Annotated in this window: 14 protein-coding genes; 5 read left to right on the forward strand and 9 right to left on the reverse strand. The window is 65.0% G+C overall.

All coding sequences use genetic code 11. From position 1 onward, the window contains the following. Positions 1–107: 107 nt before the first annotated feature. Positions 108–3,707 carry a DNA polymerase III subunit alpha gene (dnaE, locus tag EDF58_RS06845; protein WP_132263736.1) on the reverse strand — a complete coding sequence of 1,200 codons (3,600 nt, stop codon included), beginning with the start codon at positions 3,705–3,707 and terminating at the stop codon, positions 108–110. Between the two features lie 309 nt (positions 3,708–4,016). Here dnaE and EDF58_RS26615 point away from each other — a divergent pair, with 309 nt between their 5' ends. Further along, positions 4,017–4,766, forward strand: a complete 750-nt coding sequence (locus tag EDF58_RS26615) for an RcnB family protein (RefSeq protein WP_207912830.1) — start codon at positions 4,017–4,019, stop codon at positions 4,764–4,766. A 34-nt stretch (positions 4,767–4,800) separates the two neighbouring features. Here the strand turns inward: EDF58_RS26615 and EDF58_RS06855 are convergent, their stop codons facing one another. The 4 genes from EDF58_RS06855 to EDF58_RS06870 form a co-directional block, all read right to left on the reverse strand. Further along, a complete protein-coding gene (locus EDF58_RS06855; RefSeq protein ID WP_132263738.1) occupies positions 4,801–5,298 on the reverse strand; it encodes a glutathione peroxidase in 498 nt (165 codons plus the stop codon). Then, positions 5,282–5,566 carry a hypothetical protein gene (locus EDF58_RS06860; RefSeq protein WP_132263740.1) on the reverse strand — a complete coding sequence of 95 codons (285 nt, stop codon included), beginning with the start codon at positions 5,564–5,566 and terminating at the stop codon, positions 5,282–5,284. Before EDF58_RS06860 ends, EDF58_RS06855 begins: the two co-directional genes overlap by 17 nt. An 84-nt stretch (positions 5,567–5,650) precedes the next feature. Further along, on the reverse strand, positions 5,651–6,349 hold the full coding sequence (locus EDF58_RS06865) for an ABC transporter ATP-binding protein (RefSeq protein WP_132263742.1): 699 nt from the start codon (positions 6,347–6,349) through the stop codon (positions 5,651–5,653). Further along, positions 6,342–7,583, reverse strand: a complete 1,242-nt coding sequence (locus tag EDF58_RS06870; protein ID WP_132263744.1) for a lipoprotein-releasing ABC transporter permease subunit — start codon at positions 7,581–7,583, stop codon at positions 6,342–6,344. Before EDF58_RS06870 ends, EDF58_RS06865 begins: the two co-directional genes overlap by 8 nt. A gap of 308 nt (positions 7,584–7,891) precedes the next feature. Between EDF58_RS06870 and purF the strand changes: the two genes are divergently transcribed. The 3 genes from purF to EDF58_RS06885 all read left to right on the forward strand — a co-directional run bounded on the left by purF (position 7,892) and on the right by EDF58_RS06885 (position 10,499). After that, on the forward strand, positions 7,892–9,340 hold the full coding sequence (gene purF, locus EDF58_RS06875) for an amidophosphoribosyltransferase (protein WP_132263746.1): 1,449 nt from the start codon (positions 7,892–7,894) through the stop codon (positions 9,338–9,340). Further along, positions 9,337–10,068 carry an SDR family NAD(P)-dependent oxidoreductase gene (locus tag EDF58_RS06880; protein ID WP_132263748.1) on the forward strand — a complete coding sequence of 244 codons (732 nt, stop codon included), beginning with the start codon at positions 9,337–9,339 and terminating at the stop codon, positions 10,066–10,068. Before purF ends, EDF58_RS06880 begins: the two co-directional genes overlap by 4 nt. 92 nt (positions 10,069–10,160) lie before the next feature. Beyond that, the gene (locus tag EDF58_RS06885; RefSeq protein WP_132263750.1) at positions 10,161–10,499 is read left to right on the forward strand and encodes a PilZ domain-containing protein; all 339 of its coding nucleotides are present in this window, start codon (positions 10,161–10,163) and stop codon (positions 10,497–10,499) included. Between the two features lie 8 nt (positions 10,500–10,507). Here the strand turns inward: EDF58_RS06885 and EDF58_RS06890 are convergent, their stop codons facing one another. Together EDF58_RS06890 and EDF58_RS06895 are read right to left on the reverse strand one after the other, a co-directional pair. Continuing rightward, entirely contained in the window at positions 10,508–11,812 is a 1,305-nt protein-coding gene (locus tag EDF58_RS06890) for a cyclopropane-fatty-acyl-phospholipid synthase family protein (protein ID WP_132263751.1), read from the reverse strand. A 53-nt stretch (positions 11,813–11,865) separates the two neighbouring features. After that, complete coding sequence (locus EDF58_RS06895) at positions 11,866–13,242, reverse strand: deoxyribodipyrimidine photo-lyase (RefSeq protein WP_132264210.1); 1,377 nt, start codon at positions 13,240–13,242, stop codon at positions 11,866–11,868. Positions 13,243–13,283: 41 nt separating this feature from the next. On the opposite strand from EDF58_RS06895, the gene EDF58_RS06900 reads away from it, so the two are divergent. Continuing rightward, positions 13,284–14,000 carry a phosphatase PAP2 family protein gene (locus tag EDF58_RS06900; RefSeq protein ID WP_132263753.1) on the forward strand — a complete coding sequence of 239 codons (717 nt, stop codon included), beginning with the start codon at positions 13,284–13,286 and terminating at the stop codon, positions 13,998–14,000. 10 nt (positions 14,001–14,010) lie between these two features. Here EDF58_RS06900 and EDF58_RS06905 read toward each other — a convergent pair whose 3' ends face one another. Both EDF58_RS06905 and EDF58_RS06910 read right to left on the reverse strand, forming a co-directional pair. Continuing rightward, the gene (locus EDF58_RS06905; RefSeq protein ID WP_132263755.1) at positions 14,011–15,024 is read right to left on the reverse strand and encodes a 2-oxoacid:ferredoxin oxidoreductase subunit beta; all 1,014 of its coding nucleotides are present in this window, start codon (positions 15,022–15,024) and stop codon (positions 14,011–14,013) included. Between the two features lie 23 nt (positions 15,025–15,047). Next, a complete protein-coding gene (locus EDF58_RS06910) occupies positions 15,048–17,030 on the reverse strand; it encodes a 2-oxoacid:acceptor oxidoreductase subunit alpha (RefSeq protein WP_132263756.1) in 1,983 nt (660 codons plus the stop codon). Positions 17,031–17,074: the final 44 nt, after the last annotated feature.

The following is a 17,074-nucleotide window of genomic DNA, read 5'->3' on the forward strand; positions in this document are numbered from 1 at the left end:
CCCGTGGAGGAAGCCCCGCCAAGGCAAAAGGTAGGTGCAGTTTGCCCCTGATAGCAAGCTGCCGCGACCGGCCGCGCGGCGGACGGACGGATCGAGGGGATATGCGGTCAGGCCGCGCGGCGAAGGCCTTCCGGCCCCCTTCGTGCGATCAGCGACACGTTGGAGATCCCTGCCACACTGGCAAGGTGCTCGGCGAACTCACCGTCGAGCGCGAAATCCCGTCCCAGCCGGACTTTCTGCCGGCGCCCCTCGCCCAGATCCAGCACTGCCACCACTTCACCGCATCCGGGCGCTCCCGGCCGCATGAGCATCGCCAGTTCCTGCACGGCTTCCACCCGGTCTATGTCGAGCGTGAGCAGCATGCGGGCCCCCGCCTTCACTTCGTTGAGCGGCCGCGCGCCCCGCACCGTCACACGCGGCGGTTCGTCCGGGCTGGGGCTGTCGAGTTCGACGTTGAGCAGCACGCATGCGCCCTCTTTCGACCATCTGACGAAGTTCTCGACCAGGCTTTCCTCGAAGCAGGAGGCAGAGAAATTGCCCGACTGATCGGAGAAGTCGGCCATGACGAAGTCCTTGCCGCGGCGCGTCTTCCGTTTCTGCACGTTCTCGACCATGGCCGCCATGACCGCATCCGTGCGCCCTGCCCCGCCGCCGTTCATGAGGCTGGAATAGGTCCGCGCCCCGTTGGCCGAGGCCACGGCGCGGAACTGCTCCACCGGATGAGCGGCGAAGTAGAAGCCGAAAGTCTCCCGCTCCTTGGCCATCTGGTCCATGCGGTTCCAAGGGTCCGCATCCACGAAGCGCAAGCCCTGCTCGACATGATCGTCCCCGCCGAACAGGCCATGCTGGGCGCTGTTCCGCTCTCGCGAGGAGCGATCCGCTTCCGCCAGCAGGGTATCGGCATTGGCCAGGACTTTGGCGCGATTCGGCTCCAGGGCGTCGAAAGCACCGGCAGCGGCCAGGCTTTCGAGCTGGCGGCGATTCATCGAGCCGGCAGGGGCCCGCCTGAACACGTCGTCGAGGCTGACGAACTTGCCGTTCGCTTCGCGCTCGGCGACGATGGCGTCCATCGCCTTCTCGCCGACATTGCGAATACCCGCGAGGGCATAGCGCACCGCGTGGCTGTCCGGCGTTTCCTCCACGCAGAATTCGGCTTCCGACATGTTGATGTCGGGCGCTGCGAGCTGAATGCCGTTGCGCCGGGCGTCATCGACGAAGATCGCGAGCTTTTCCGACTGGTGCATGTCGAAGCACATCGAGGCGGCGTAGAATTCGTGCGGGTAATGCGCCTTGAACCAGGCGGTGTGATAGGCGAGCAGCGCGTAGGCGGCGGCGTGCGACTTGTTGAAGCCGTAGCCGGCGAACTTGTCGATCAAGTCGAACAGTTCGTTGGCCTTGCCCGCCTCGATCCCGGAAACCTCCTTGCAGCCATCGACGAAGCGCTGGCGCTGCTTGTCCATCTCCGCCTGGACTTTCTTGCCCATGGCGCGGCGCAGAAGGTCGGCATCGCCGAGCGAATAGCCTGCCAGGATCTGCGCGGCCTGCATGACCTGTTCCTGATAGACGAAGATCCCGTAAGTCTCGCCCAGGATACCGGCCAGCTTGTCGTGCGGATACTCGATCGATTCGAGCCCGTTCTTGCGCCTGCCGAACAGCGGGATGTTGTCCATCGGGCCGGGACGGTAGAGCGAGACGAGCGCGATGATGTCGCCGAAATTGGTGGGCTTCACGGCCGCCAGCGTGCGGCGCATACCTTCCGATTCCAGCTGGAACACGCCCACGGTGTCGCCGCGCTTCAGCAGTTCGTAAACGGCCGCATCGTCCCAGGCGAGCGTCGAGAGGTTGATCGTGATGCCGCGCCGTTCCAGCAGGTCGCAGGCCTTCTTCAGCACCGAAAGCGTCTTCAGGCCGAGGAAGTCGAACTTGACGAGGCCGGTATCCTCCACCGACTTCATGTCGAACTGCGTCACCGGCATGTCCGAGCGCGGGTCGCGGTAGAGCGGCACCAGTTGCGCCAGCGGACGGTCGCCGATGACGACGCCCGCCGCGTGAGTCGACGAGTTGCGGGGCAGACCCTCCAGCTGAACCGCCAGGTCGACCAGGCGCTTCACCTCGCGGTCGACATCGTATTCGCGGCGGAATTCCGCGACCGGCGGATCCTTGGTGACGCCATGCTGCTTGCGGCCATGCAGCGCATCGGTGAGCGTCCACGGGTCGGTCGGATGGTTCGGCACCATCTTGCAGAGACTGTCGACGCGGCCGTAGCCCATCTGAAGGATACGGCCGCAGTCGCGCAGCACGGCGCGGGCCTTCATCTTGCCGAAAGTGATGATCTGGGCGACGTGATCGTGCCCGTACTTGCGCTGGACGTAGCGGATCACCTCGCCGCGGCGGGTTTCGCAGAAGTCGATGTCGAAGTCCGGCATCGAGACGCGTTCCGGGTTCAGGAAGCGTTCGAACAGCAAGCCCAGCTTCAGGGGATCGAGGTCAGTGACGGTCAGCGCCCAGGCGACCAGCGAGCCCGCGCCTGAACCACGGCCCGGTCCTACCGGAATGTCGTTGTCCTTGGCCCACTTGATGAAGTCGGCAACGATCAGGAAGTAGCCGGGGAAGCCCATGCCGACGATGATCTGCACCTCGAAATCGAGGCGCTTGGCATAGTCGAGGAAATCCTCGGTGACGCCGCGCTCGGCCAGTTCCCGATAGGCGGCTTCGCGCTCTTCGCCCTGAAGGGCCATGGCGGCATCGAGTTCGTCTTCGGTAACGTCCGGCCAATAGGGCGCGAGACGGCTGGCAAGGCCGGCGCGGGAATTGTCCGCCAGCATCCGCGCCTCGCCCTCAAGGTCGCCGGCAAGGCTGGGCAGCAGCGGCTTGCGGCGCGGCGGCATATAGGCGCAGCGCTGCGCGACGACGAGGGTGTTGGCCAGCGCCTCGGGCAGGTCCGCGAACAGCTCCTGCATCGTCTCCGCAGGCTTGACCCAGCGTTCGGACGAGGACCGGGGACGCTCCGGCGCGTCGACTTGCGTGGAATTGGCGATGCAGAGCATGGCATCGTGCGCGGCGTGGAACTGCGCTTCGGCATATTGCGCGGGGTTAGTGCCGACGAGGGGAATATCGCGCACATAGGCCAGCGCGATCAGGTCTTCCTCGCTCTCGTCCTCGACTTGCTCGCCGGTGCGGGTGATCTCGATATAGAGCCGGTCGCCGAACAGGGCTTGCAGGCTGTCGCAATAGCTTTCCGCGGCTTCGAACTTGCCCGCCGCATAGAGCCGGGTCAGCGCGCCTTCGCTGCCTCCGGTCAGGCAGATCAGGCCATCGGTGTGGCCGCGCAGCGATTCCAGCGTGACATGCGGGTCGAGCTCCAGTGGACGCTCCAGGTGCGCGCGGCTGACGAGATCGCACAAGTTCAGCCAGCCGGCCTCGCTCTGGGCGAAAAGCGCGAGCCAGTCGATCGGCAGGTCCTGTCCCTGTGCCACCACCCCCGGCCGCGCGACGGCGAGGAAAGTGCCGACGATGGGCTGGACGCCGGCTCCCTTGCAGGCCTGCGCGTAAGTGGGGGCACCGTAGAGACCGTTACGGTCGCAGATGGCGGCGGCGGGAAACTTGCGTTCCTTGGCCAGCTTTGCCGCGGCCTTGGGATCGATCGCGCCGTCCAGCATCGTGAAACTTGAGAAGATGCGCAGAGGTACGAAGGATGCATGGGCCATCCGGGGAATTTAGGCATTGCCCTATGCCCCGATCAAGGCGCGTCTGGGGATAAGCCGGGGGAAAGGGATCGCGATGGCTCCGAAACGGTCCGGTCTCGCGCCGGATGGCTGGATTCCGGCGAGCGGGTACGGGCCCTGCTGCTGTCGGAGCGCCTTGAAAGTCGGGCGGAATCGCGTCATGTTCGGCCCGTTCCTGTCCTTGCCGGAAGTCCCGACCCGGTGTCTTCAAGAACCATTGATTCATGCACAACCCACGCCGTTTTCGGCGTTTTCGTCTTATGCCGGATCGGCCGTTCTGGAGACGTGTGAATGAAGTTCGCCTATCTCGCTTTCGTTCCCCTGCTGCTCGCACCGGAAGGCCTGCTGCCTCTGGAGTTCGCAGCCATGGCACAGCAGAATCGTCCCGGCGGATCGCAGGGCCAGGGCGCGCGGCCACCGTCGGGTGGTTCGAATCGCCCCTCCGGCCCCGGCCAGCCCGGCGCGGGAGGAAGCCGCCCGCAACCGCAACCGCAGCCTACCCGCCCCGGCGGCAACCAGACGCAGCCGAGTCGGCCCGGTGGCGGCAACGACAATCGGCCGGGGCAACCGGGTGGCGGCAATCGACCGGGGCAACCCGGTGGAGACCATCGCCCCGGCCAGCCCGGCAATGGCAATCGCCCTGGGCAGCCGGGTGGCAACTACCGCCCGGGACAGCCGGGCAGCAACTATCGCCCGGGCCAGCCGGGCAGCGGCAACCGCCCCGGCCAACCGGGCTATCCGCGTCCGCCCGTCGTCTCCCAGCCCCATCGTCCGGGCGCAGGAAGGCCGAGCACGTTCCGCCCGATGCGCGCGCCGCCGTACCGCTATCCGCGGGGCTACAGCTATCGGCGATGGACGGTGCGGATGGTCCTGCCGGCCATCTTCCTGTCCTCGGCCTATCTGTTCCAGGACTACTCGATGGTCGGCGTCGGCCCACCGCCCCCGGGCTATTACTGGGTGCGCTACGGCCCCGACCTGCTGCTGGTCAACCGCACCACGCGCCGCGTGGTCGATGTGATCTACAACGCCTTCTACTATTGAGCCGGATGGCAGGACGAAAGAAGGCGCTGCTCGTTCAGAGCAGCGCCTCGATGTCCTTTTCCAGGCTCTCCGGCTTATCGGTGGGAGCGTAGCGACGCACGACCTTGCCGTCGCGGCCGATCAGGAACTTGGTGAAGTTCCATTTCACGGACTTGCTGCCGAGCAGACCCGGCGCTTCACGCTTCAACCATGTCCAGATGGGCGCGGCATCGTCTCCATTGACGTCCACTTTGCCCATGAGCGGGAACGAGAGGCCGAAGTTCACTTCGCAGAACGAGGCGATCTCCTCGGCCGAGCCCGGTTCCTGCCCGCCGAACTGGTTGCACGGGAAGGCGATGACCTCGAAGCCGCGGTCCCGATATTTCTGCCAGAGTGCTTCCAGTCCGGCATATTGCGGCGTGAAACCGCACTTGCTGGCCGTGTTGACCACGAGCAGCACTTGGCCGAGCCTGTCGGCGAGACTTACCGTCTCACCGCCGGGCAAGGCGACTTCGAAATCCGCAATCGTTCGGAGATCAACTGGTGACGCCATGGGGGAAGTCCGTCCTTCGATAAAGACGGCGTATGTCCCCGATTTCCAGCAGCCTGTCACCGTCCTTCTGAACGGAATAATTCACCTGATCCGCCTCTGGGAGGTGCATCACGTAGCGAATCAGATTGGCCACCGTATCTCGGCGTATCGCCTTGAATACGTTGAACAGACCACTGCCATCAGTGGCCTTGTGCAGTTCCGCACCGTCGTTCCATCCGGGGCTGTCGCCAGCCGGAATGCCTTGGATGGTGGTGGGAAAGTCGCTCATATGTTGCTCCTTTCGCGCGTCTTGCCTCGGCCCATGAAACGCGCAGGAATCGCGCAATGTTCCCTGAGCTTTATCCCGGCCGGGTCAGGCCAGCACCCCTTCGTGGAGTCTTACCACCCGGTCCATGGCTGCAGCCAGCCGCTCGTTGTGGGTAGCCACAAGCGCCGCGCTGCCCTGTCCGCGCACCAGTTCGAGGAACTGCGCGAACACAGTGTCGGCGGTGGTCTCGTCGAGATTGCCGGTCGGTTCATCGGCCAGCACGAGGCGCGGCTTGTTGGCCAGGGCACGGGCCACGGCGACGCGCTGCTGCTCGCCGCCCGAGAGCTTGCTCGGCCGGTGTTCGAGGCGCTGCCCCAACCCCAGCGCGCTCAGCAATTCGCGCGCGCGCTCCTCGCACTCCTCGCGCGGCTTGCCGGTGATGAGCTGCGGCAGGACCACATTCTCGATCGCGTTGAAGTCCGGCAGGAGGTGGTGGAACTGGTAGACAAAGCCGATATGGTCGCGCCGAACCGCCGCGCGGCGGTCCTTGCCGAGCTTCGACGCATCGATGCCGGCAATCTCGATTCGCCCGCCGAAACCGCCTTCGAGAAGGCCGATGGCCTGGAGCATGGTCGACTTGCCCGAACCCGAAGGCCCGAGCAGGGCAACGATCTCTCCGGGGCGAACGTCGAGGTCCACGCCGCGCAGGACATCGATGGTCACGCCGCCCTGCTCGAAGCTGCGCGTCAGCTTGTCGAGGCGGACGACCGCTCCATTGGCGGAAGCATGGGCAGTGTCATTCATAGCGCAGCACCTGCACGGGATCGGTGCTCGCCGCCTTGAAGGCGGGATAGAGCGTGGCGAGAAAACTGAAGATCAGGGCCATCACGCAGATCACCGCGATTTCCACGGGGTCCGGGCGCGAGGGCAACTCGGTCAGGAACCGGATCGAGGGATCCCAGAGGTTCTGGCCGGTCACGATCTCCACGAAATGAACGATCGGTTGGCGGAAGTAGAGGAACACGATGCCCAGCAGCACCCCCGCCAGCGTTCCCAGCACGCCGATGCAGAAGCCGGTCGTCACGAAAACCTTGAGCAGCGAACGCCGGGTCGCTCCCATCGTCCGCAGGATCGCGATGTCGCGCGTCTTGGCGCGCACCAGCATGATCAGCGAGGACAGGATGTTGAACACGGCCACCAGCACGATGATCGAGAGCACGACGAACATCGCCACGCGCTCCACCGCCAGCGCCTCGAACAGGGAGGCGTTGATGGTCTTCCAGTCAGTGACAATGGCGCGGCCCTTCAACTGCCGTTCAAGCGGCGCGATGATCTCGCCCACGCGGTCCGGGTTGGTAGTCGTCACCTCGATCATGCCGATGGTGTCGCCCGTGAGCATCAGCGTCTGTGCGTCCTTCATCGGCATCACGACATAGGCCTTGTCGTAATCGTAGATGCCGATCTCGAAGATGGCAGCGACGCGATAGGCGATCTGGCGCGGGACGGTGCCGAACGGCGTCGAGCGGCCGAGCGGGTTCATCACGGTGATCGTATCGCCGACTTGCGCGCCGAGATTCTGCGCGAGCTGCGACCCGATCGCTACGTTGTCGCTGCCGGGAACCAGTTCTCCGAGATTGCCTGCCTGCACCTTTTCACGCAGGCGCGCGATATCCTCATTGGTGTTGCCCCGCACCAGCACGCCTTCGACGCGGCCGTTGAAGGTGGTCACCAGCGGCTGTTCGATCAGCGGCGAGGCCTTGACCACGCCCGGAGTCGCGCGGACATCCTTCAGCACGCTCTGCCAGTCGTCCAGCCGGCCGCCATAGGCCTGGATGATCGCATGGCCGTTCAGCCCCACGATCTTGTCGAACAGTTCCGCGCGGAAGCCGTTCATGACGCTCATGACGATGACCAGCGCGGCGACGCCCAGCATCACGGCCACCAGGCTGATGCCGGCAACCAGGGCAATGAAGCGCTCGCCCTTTCCGGGCAGCATGTAGCGCTTGGCGATGGTCCATTCGAAAGGGGATAGGATCAAGCGACGGGTCCGTCTGTGATCGGGCAGATGGCCCGGCATTAAGCAGAAGTAGGAAGACTGGCAAGCTGATCGCCTGCCCGAGGTGACGCGGTGCTGAACGCGCAGGCAAAAGTCCAGAGAGCCCCAACGGTCGATCACAATGCTTCTGAGAGGCGCCGGTTCCCGTGGATCGGGGCTGTCATTATGCCGTCACGAAGCTGGCGCAGACGCCCTTGCCGAACCGGAGGCGTTCGACCCCCTTGCATTTACGGGCAACACGCTCCAAATGCGCGGGCGATTTTGGCGCGCCAGCAGCCCGGACGACATCCATGAACATGACACATCCCTTTCGAGACGCCGACGGGGACAAGCTGCGCGAAGAGTGCGGCGTTTTCGGCGTAATCGGCTCCAAGGACGCGGCGAACATCGCCGCGGCCGGGCTTCACTCCTTGCAGCACCGCGGCCAGGAGGCCGTGGGCATTACCAGCTTCAGCGGCGAGGAGTTCCACTCCCACCGCGGCCTCGGCCACGTGGCGCAGGTGTTCTCCCAGCGCGAGCTGGATACCCTGCCCGGCACCATGGCTTCCGGCCATGTCCGCTATGCCACGACCGGCGGATCCGGGCTGCGCAACGTGCAGCCGCTCTTCGCCGATCTGGCCGCGGGCGGTTTCGCGATCGCCCATAACGGCAACATTTCCAACGCGATGACGCTGAAGCGCGATCTCGTGTCGAAAGGCTCGATCTTCCAGTCGACCTCCGACACCGAGGTGATCATCCACCTCGTCGCCACCAGCCGCTATCCCACGCTGCTCGACCGGTTCGTAGACGCGCTGCGCATGGTGGAAGGCGCCTATTCGCTCATCTGCATGACGGCAGAGGGCATGATCGCCTGCCGCGATCCGCTGGGCATCCGCCCGCTGGTCATGGGCCGCATCGGTGACGCCACCGTGTTCGCCTCGGAAACCGTGGCCTTCGACGTGATCGGCGCCGAGTTCATCCGCTCGATCGAGCCGGGCGAACTGGTCCAGGTCGATCACAAGGGCACGATCTCCAGCCACCGCCCCTTCGGCAATCCGGCCCCGCGCCCCTGCATTTTCGAGCACGTCTACTTCAGCCGACCCGATTCGGTGATGGACGGCCGCTCGGTCTACCAGGTGCGCAAGCAGATCGGCATGGAACTCGCCAAGGAAGCGCCGGCCGCCGCCGATGTGGTGATCCCGGTTCCCGACAGCGGCGTGCCTGCCGCCATCGGTTATGCCCAGCAATCGGGCATTCCCTTCGAGCTCGGCATCATCCGCTCGCACTATGTCGGCCGTACCTTCATCCAGCCGGGTGACGCAGCCCGCCACGCGGACGTGAAGCGCAAGCATAATGCCAACCGCGCCATCGTCGAAGGCAAGCGCATCATCCTGATCGACGATTCGATCGTGCGCGGCACCACCTCGATGAAGATCGTCGAGATGATGCGCGACGCAGGCGCTGCCGAAGTGCACATGCGCATCGCCAGCCCGCCGACCGAGCATTCGTGCTTCTACGGCGTCGACACGCCGGAGCGTTCGAAGCTGCTGGCCGCCAACATGGACATCCAGGCCATGGCGGACTTCATCAAGGCCGACAGCCTCGCCTTCGTCTCGATCGACGGTCTCTACCGTGCGGTCGGCGAGGAAAAGCGCAACAAGAAGCGCCCGCAATTCTGCGATGCCTGCTTCTCGGGCGAATATCCCACCAAGCTGACGGACTTCGCCGAGCGCTTCTCCGGGGAGCTTAACGCAGCGTGAGCGAAAGTATTGGCGGCAAGCCGTTCGAAGGTCAGGTCGCGCTCGTCACCGGCTCCAGCCGGGGGATCGGTGCGGCCACCGCGCTCGCACTCGCTTCGGCGGGCGCACACGTCCTGCTGACGGGGCGCGACACCAAGGCGCTGGAAACGATCGAGGACCGGATCTACCAGGCCGGCGGCGCGGCGACGATCGCGCCGGTCGACCTCGTCGAATCGGACGGCATCGCCCGCCTGGCGACCGCCGTATCGCAGCGCTGGGGCAAGCTCGACATTCTCGTCGCCAATGCCGCGGTCCTGCCGGAACTGACGAGCGTGGCCGATATCGACCAGCGCGCCTTCAACAAGGCGCTCACCACGAATGTCCTCGCCACGCAGGCGCTGATCGCCAATTTCGATCCGCTGCTCCGCAAGAGCGACGATGCGCGCCTGATCGGCATGACCTCCACCGTTGCCACCGCGCCCCGCGCGTTCTGGGGCGCCTATGCCGCTACCAAGGCCGCGTTCGAGGTTCTGCTGGATTGCTATGCGCAGGAAAGCCGCAATATCGCGAAGCTGCGGGTGGCCATCGTCAACCCCGGCGCCACCCGCACGGCGATGCGTGCCCGTGCCTATCCTGGCGAAGCGCCGGCATCGGTGAAACCGCCCGAAGCCGTGGCCGAAAGGCTTGTCTCGCTGCTGGCGGAACCCTTCGAAAGCGGCCACCGCGAGACCATTCCCGCCGATTTTTAACCACATGATTTAATGCGGTGGTAACTCTTTCCTGATTTCTTCCCATTGACGGCGTATCATGCACGCCGCTCCAATGTACGGGTCTCGGGACAATGACGACAAAATCCCCGCAAGACATCTACGAACTCGCTGCCCAGGAAGACCGCAGCGCGATTCGCCTGCGAATCTCGATTCCGGCCGGTTTCCGGGCATCGGGCACCAAGGGTTTCCAGACGGCCGTGCGCGATCTCTCGCTTTCCGGCTTCTCGGCCACGGCGATCAGCCGCATTCACCCCGGCACATACTGCTGGCTGACGCTGCCCGGAATGGAAGCCCTGCCCGCGCGAGTCATCTGGTGGGAAGACGGGCTGGTCGGCTGCGCGTTCGAGCAGCTGCTGAACCCGATCATTCTGGAAAACGTGCTTGCGCGCTGGCGCGGCCAGGGAAGCTGAGCGCTTCTTCAGCCCGGCTTGACCAGGGTAACTTGCGCGACGTCGATGCCGCCGCCCATGAAGCCGCCCTCGCAATACATCAGGTAGAAGCGCCATAAGCGTACGAACCGCTCGTCGAAGCCGGCGGGGAGCCGCCCTTCCGCAACGGCGGCCTCGAAGTTCCGGCGCCATTCGTGGAGCGTCCGGGCATAATCCAGCCCGAATCCCTGCCGGTCCTCCCACGAAAGTCCGCGCTCCTCGGCCAGGCGGCGGAATTCCGGTTCGTGAATCAACATGCCGCCGGGGAAGATGAAAGTCTGGATGAAGTCCGCGCTGCGGGCATAGGATTCGAAGATGTCGTCGCGAATCGCGATGTACTGGATCGCAGCGCGGCCGCCGGGCTTGAGGTTCCGCGCCACGCAGTCGAGGAAATCGGGCCAGAATTGCCGCCCTACCGCCTCCACCATCTCGACCGAGGCAATGGCGTCATAGGCGCCTGCGACATCGCGGTAGTCCTGCTTCAGGAAATCCACGCGCCCGCCTGCGCCTTCCACTCGCCCGGTCCAGCGATCCCGCGCATAGGCGAGCTGCGCGTCCGAAAGGCTGATGGCATCGACATGCGCGCCCTCGGTTTCAGCGAGGAAGGCGGAGAGCGTGCCCCAGCCGCAGCCGATTTCCAGAACACGACCGTCTTCGGGAATGGCAAGCCGGTGGGCGATGGCGCCGATCTTGTTCGACTGCGCGAGGTCAAGCTCGGTGACGAACTGGCTGAGCGCATTGGGGCCGCCCCCGGCGCGCGGATAGATCCCGCTGGAATAGAGCATCGTCTCGCCCAGCCATTGTTCGTAGAAGTCGTTGCCGAGATCGTAGTGGACGTGGATGTTCCGCAGCGAGCCGGATCGCGTATTGCGGTTCAGCCAATGCAAGGCCTTGGCCGCGATCCGCCAGGGTCCGCGCGCGCGGCCGACATTTCCCAGGCCCGCGGCATTGTCCATGAACAGCGCGAAGATCGGCACCGGATCGGGGCTTTCCCATTCCCCTTCGTCCCAGGCCTGATACCAGCCGACCGAGCCTGCCGTGGCGAGGCGCAGCAGCGCGCGCCAGCTATTGATCTGAACCACGGCTTCGAATCCCGGCGCCCTTCCGCCGAGAAGGCGAGTCTCGCCGCCGGGAAGGGTCGCCTCTATCGATCCGCGCTGGAGACCCTGGTCGATCTTGTCGAGAACCCTCGACACACCGCCAGACCAGAGTTTTGCCAGCCACTGCGGGCCGACGCCAATGGAGCGGCCGCCGTCGACCAGTTCCTCACCCCTGCCTGGCGCCTGTGCGTTCATATCCGGGATATTATCCGGAAATTGGCCGCGGGCAATTGCTTAGAAACCCGCTCTCACCGGTCTTTCGCCTTCGCCCAGGCGGCCAGGGCCCGCTCACGTCCCGCCCGGTGCTCGACGAGCTTGGCAGGATAGCCGCGAGGGCGCTTGTCCGACGCGGGATCATGGATATCCGCGTCGTCCAGGTCCGCAAGCTCGGGCACCCACTCGCGAATATAGGCGCCCGCGTCGAACTTCTCCGACTGGCTGAGCGGGGCCATGATCCGCACGAACATCTGCGCATCCACGCCCGAACCGGCGGCCCACTGCCAGTTCACCGCGTTGGAACCGTAGTCCGCATCCACCAAGGTATCCCAGAACCATTTCTCGCCTTCCCGCCAATCGAGCAGGAGATGCTTGATCAGGAAACTGGCGACGATCATCCGCACCCGATTGTGCATCCAACCGGTGTGCCAGAGCTGGCGCATGCCGGCATCGACGATCGGATAGCCGGTCCTGCCTCGCTGCCAGGCAGCAAGATCCGATTCGGCCTGCTTCCCGGTCCGCCAGTGCAAGTGCGAAAAATCCTCCTTCGCGGAACGGCTCCCATATTCGGGGAACTGCAGGATCACGTTCTGCGCATAATCGCGCCAGCCCAGTTCGCCGAGGAAGGTCTCCACCGAGCCGCCGGCATCGGCCACGGCATGCCAGACTTGCGCCGGGGAGATTTCGCCGAAGTGAAGATGCGGCGAAAGGAAGGAAGTGCCGTCGACCGATGGCAGGTTCCGCTGCGCTTCATAGGCGGAGGCTTCCTCTACGAAGGCATGGAGCCGCTTCTTCGCCCCATCCTCGCCCGGTTCCCACATCTCGCGCATGCCGCCAGCCCAATCGGGCTTGGCCGGAAGCAGCTTCCAGTTCGCGAGCCGATCGGACTTCGGCCAGTGCGCCGGTGCCTCGATCCTGGCGGGCCGGGGTTGCGGTTCGACCGGCGGCAGGCGTTCGTGCAGCGCCCGCCAGAACGGCGTGTAGATCTTGTAGGGCCGTCCCGAACCATTGATCACCGACCCGGCCGGCGCCAGGTAATTGCCATGATGAAGGTGCAGATCGAGCACTTGTCCCACGGCCTTTTCGGCATTGCGCCACCAGGGCTCGTAGTGGTGCAGGGCGTGAACCGACGTGGCCCCCACTTCCTCGGCCACTTCCTTCAGCACGTTCTCGCACTGCCCCTTGCGCAGGATCAGACGCGAGCCTTTTTCCCGCAGCGCGGCGTCCAGGCTTTTCAGCGAATGGTGCAGCCACCAACGCGATGCACCGCCCATGCTGCGATGCCTGGGCGTCTCGTCATCCAGGACGTAGACCGGGACGACGGGGCCCTGGCTGGCCGCTTCGGCGATGGCAGGCTGGTCGGACAGGCGCAAGTCGCGCCGCAGCCACACGATGATGGGGGGATTCATGCTGCCGGAACGCTTGTCTGCCATGGGCGTTCCCTAAGCCAATGGCAGCCTCTTCCGAAAGACCGAACCTGCTGCGGCATCGCATCGATCCGCGCAAATCCCTCATCGCCGCCGCGACCTGCTGGACGGCTTTCGCCTTTTTCGCATGGGCGGTGCCGGCGGGACGTACGACGCATTTCGACAGGATCGGCGTGATGTTCTGGCGCGCGCAGGATTTACGGCCGCTCGGCCCGACCTGGCTGCTGGAATGGGTGCGGGATCTCACCGCAATGGGCGGATTCCTGCAACTGAAGCTCTACACGATCATGGCGGTCGTGGCGCTGTTCTGGCTCCGCTGCCGGCGCGAAGGCGTTCTCTTGGCATTGACCGTCATCAGCGCCAGCCTGGTCAATCTGGGGTTCAAGGCGCTGTTCGGCCGCCCTCGCCCCGAAATCGTGCCGCACCTGACCTCGGCCGGCGGGGCCAGCTTTCCAAGCGGGCACAGCTTCAATGCCGCTTCTTCATATATCGCGTTCGCCTTGGCTTTTGCCGCATTGAGTCCGCGGGCCTCGCTGCGCCACACGCTCATCGCCTGCGCCATGATCCTGAGCCTTGCGATCGCCTGGAGCCGGGTATGGCTGGGCGTCCACTGGCCGAGCGACGTCATGGCCGGATGGCTGGGCGGCGCAGGCTGGGCCTTCCTGGCCAGCGCGCTGCTCTATAGACCGGCGGTCACCGTGATCCATGCCGCCGACGATCTCGCTGACGCCAAGAGCTGAGTCCCTGGCTTCAAGGCACGGTCCAGGTCTGCCCGCGGGCTAGCAATTTGCCGAGATCCGCCGTCTTGCCCGCGATCAGCCCCTGCCTTTCGGCCACGACCGCGCTTTCGAACGTGGGCGCTGGATCGTCGAGAATCACGCCCAGCGCCATCGGGAACGGACCGAAGGGCATTTCCACCAGCATGTGGGCCAGCGTGCGGTTGCGCACATTATGCCGCAAGACCCCGGCGCCCTGCCAATCGCCGTCGACTACGTCGACAGCTTGCAGCGACAGCGTCTCGGGATCGAGCGCAAGGCCGCGGGTCTCCTTTGCATAGAGCAAGGGCTCTCCATCCCGGCACTGTACCTGCATATCCGCAGCGACAGCCTTGTCGGTGAAGTCGTCGAAACGATCCTTGTTGTAGACGATGCAGTTCTGGAAAATCTCCATGAAGGCCGCACCCTTGTGGCGATAGGCGGCCATGAGCACCTCGGAGAGATCCTTGGAGACATCGTAGCTGCGCGCCACGAAACGCGCACCCGAACCCAGCGCGAAGGCGCAGGGGCTGGCGGGCCGATCGACCGATCCCGCTGGCGAGGTCGGCGAAGGTGTGCCGGGACGACTGGTCGGGGAATATTGCCCTTTCGTCAGGCCGTAGATCTCGTTGTTGAACAGCATGATCTGGCAATCGAGATTACGCCGCAGCACATGCATGGTGTGGTTGCCCCCTATCGACATGCCGTCGCCGTCGCCGGTGACCAGCCAGACGTCGAGCTGCGGATTGGCCAGCTTTATGCCGGTTGCCACGGCGGGTGCGCGGCCGTGGATCGAATGGAAGCCATAGCTCTCGACGTAGTAGGGAAAGCGACTGGAACAACCGATACCCGAGACGAAGACTGTGTTCTTCGGGTCTGCTCCCAGCATGGGCAGGGTCCGTTGCACGGCCTTCAGGATGGCATAGTCGCCGCAGCCGGGGCACCAGCGCACTTCCTGGTCGGTCTCCCAGTCCTTGAGCGTAGTCTCGATCGGGGTCATGTCGTTCATGAGGGCATCTCCGTTCGAAAGTCTCAGGGCTGCTCGATCTCGGGAGCGGGAAGCTGGGTCTCGTTGACCTCCACTTCGCCGCCTTCGTTGCCGGCGATGCCGTCGAAGAACCGGGCGATGGCCGCCTCCAGTTCGGCGATGGCAAAAGGCTGGCCGCTGGTCTTGTTCAGCGGCACGGCGTCGACCAGAAACCGGTCCCGCAGCAAGGTCTTGAACTGACCCGTGTTCATTTCCGGCACGAGCACATGGTCGAAGCCCGCCAGCAGTTCGCCGAGATTGCCGGGCAGCGGCCAGATATGGCGAACCTGGGCATGGCTGACGGCGTACCCTTTTTTTTGCGCGCGGCGCACGGCCTGATGGATCGGGCCGAATGTGGAGCCCCAGCCGATGACGAGCAGCGTGCCCTGCGCTTCGCCCAGGCAGATTTCCTGAGGGGGAATGCCCGCCGCAATGCCGTCGATCCGGGCCTTTCGCGCATCGGTCTGGGCCTGATGGACATCCGGAGCGTAATCGATGTTGCCGGTATCGACGGCCTTCTCGATGCCGCCGATGCGGTGCATGAGACCGGGCGTGCCCGGCCTGATCCACGGCCGCACGCCGCGCTCGTCGCGCTTGTAAGGCAGCACCCGCGACTCGCCGTTGGGCTCTTCCAGAAATGCCACGGGGAAAGGCGCAAAGCCGGCCGGATCGGGGACTTTCCAAGGTTCGGAGGCATTGCCGATATAGCCGTCCGTCAGCAGGATGACCGGCGTCATGTAGCTGGTGGCAATGCGGCAGGCCTCGATGGCGCATTCGAAGGCGTCGGCCGGGGAGCAGGCCGCGATCACTGGCAGCGGCGCATCGCCGTTGCGCCCGTAGACCGCCTGGTAGAGATCGGACTGCTCGGTCTTGGTCGGCAAGCCCGTCGAAGGCCCGCCGCGCTGCGAATTGACGATGACCAGCGGCAGTTCGGTCATCACCGCCAGTCCCATGGCCTCTCCTTTCAATGCGATCCCGGGCCCGGACGAGGAGGTCACCCCCAATTGCCCGGCGTAACTCGCGCCGATGGCGGAGCAGATCGCAGCGATCTCGTCTTCGGCCTGGAAGGTGGTGACCCCGAATTCCTTCATCTTGACCAGATGGTGCAGGATCGCGGAGGCCGGTGTGATCGGATAGCCGCCGAAGAACATCGGCAACCCGGCAAGCTGGCATCCCGCGACAAGGCCGAGGGAGATCGCCTCCGCGCCGGTGATCGTCCGGTAGAGCCCCGGCGCGCTCGGCACCGGGTCGATGTGCTGGCGCTTCAGCGGACCGGCCAGTTCAGCCGTCTCTCCGTATGCATGCCCGGCATTGAGCGCGGCTATGTTGGCCTGCGCCAGGACCGGGTTTTTTGCGAACTTGGCGTTAAGCCAGTCGATCAGCGGCTGCCGGTCGCGGTCGAACATCCAGAGCGCCAGGCCGAGCGTCCACATGTTCTTGCAGCGCAGCGCTTCCTTGTTGCCCAGGCCGAAGGGCTTCACCGCCTCCAGCGTCAGCGCGGAAATGTCGAAGGCCAGCACGTCCCATCGCGCAAGGCTGCCATCCTCCAGTGGATTGGCCGCGTATTTCGCCTTCTCGAGGTTGCGCTTGCCGAATTCCCCAGTGTCTACGACGACCATGCCGCCGGGCTTGAGCGCATGGATATTGGTCTTGAGCGCGGCGGGGTTCATGGCGACGAGCACATCCGGCGCATCGCCCGCCGTGGTGATCTCACTGGAGCCGAAATTGATCTGAAAGGCCGATACTCCGAACAACGTGCCTTGCGGGGCGCGGATTTCGGCCGGGAAGTCCGGGAAAGTCGCCAGGTCGTTTCCGGCCAGGGCGGTGGAGAGGGTGAACTGGCCTCCCGTCAACTGCATGCCATCGCCCGAGTCGCCGGCGAACCGCACGACCACGGCTTCCAACGGTGGTGCCTCCACCCCAGGAACGCCCCCTTCCAGCGGCGCGCGTTGCCGCGCCGAATCGTCAACCGATGAGATCGTTGCCATCATCGTCTCTCCCGGGATGGCCGGTCTGACGCCGGCAGCATTTG

This window comes from Novosphingobium sp. PhB57, assembly GCF_004342985.1.
GTDB lineage: Bacteria > Pseudomonadota > Alphaproteobacteria > Sphingomonadales > Sphingomonadaceae > Novosphingobium.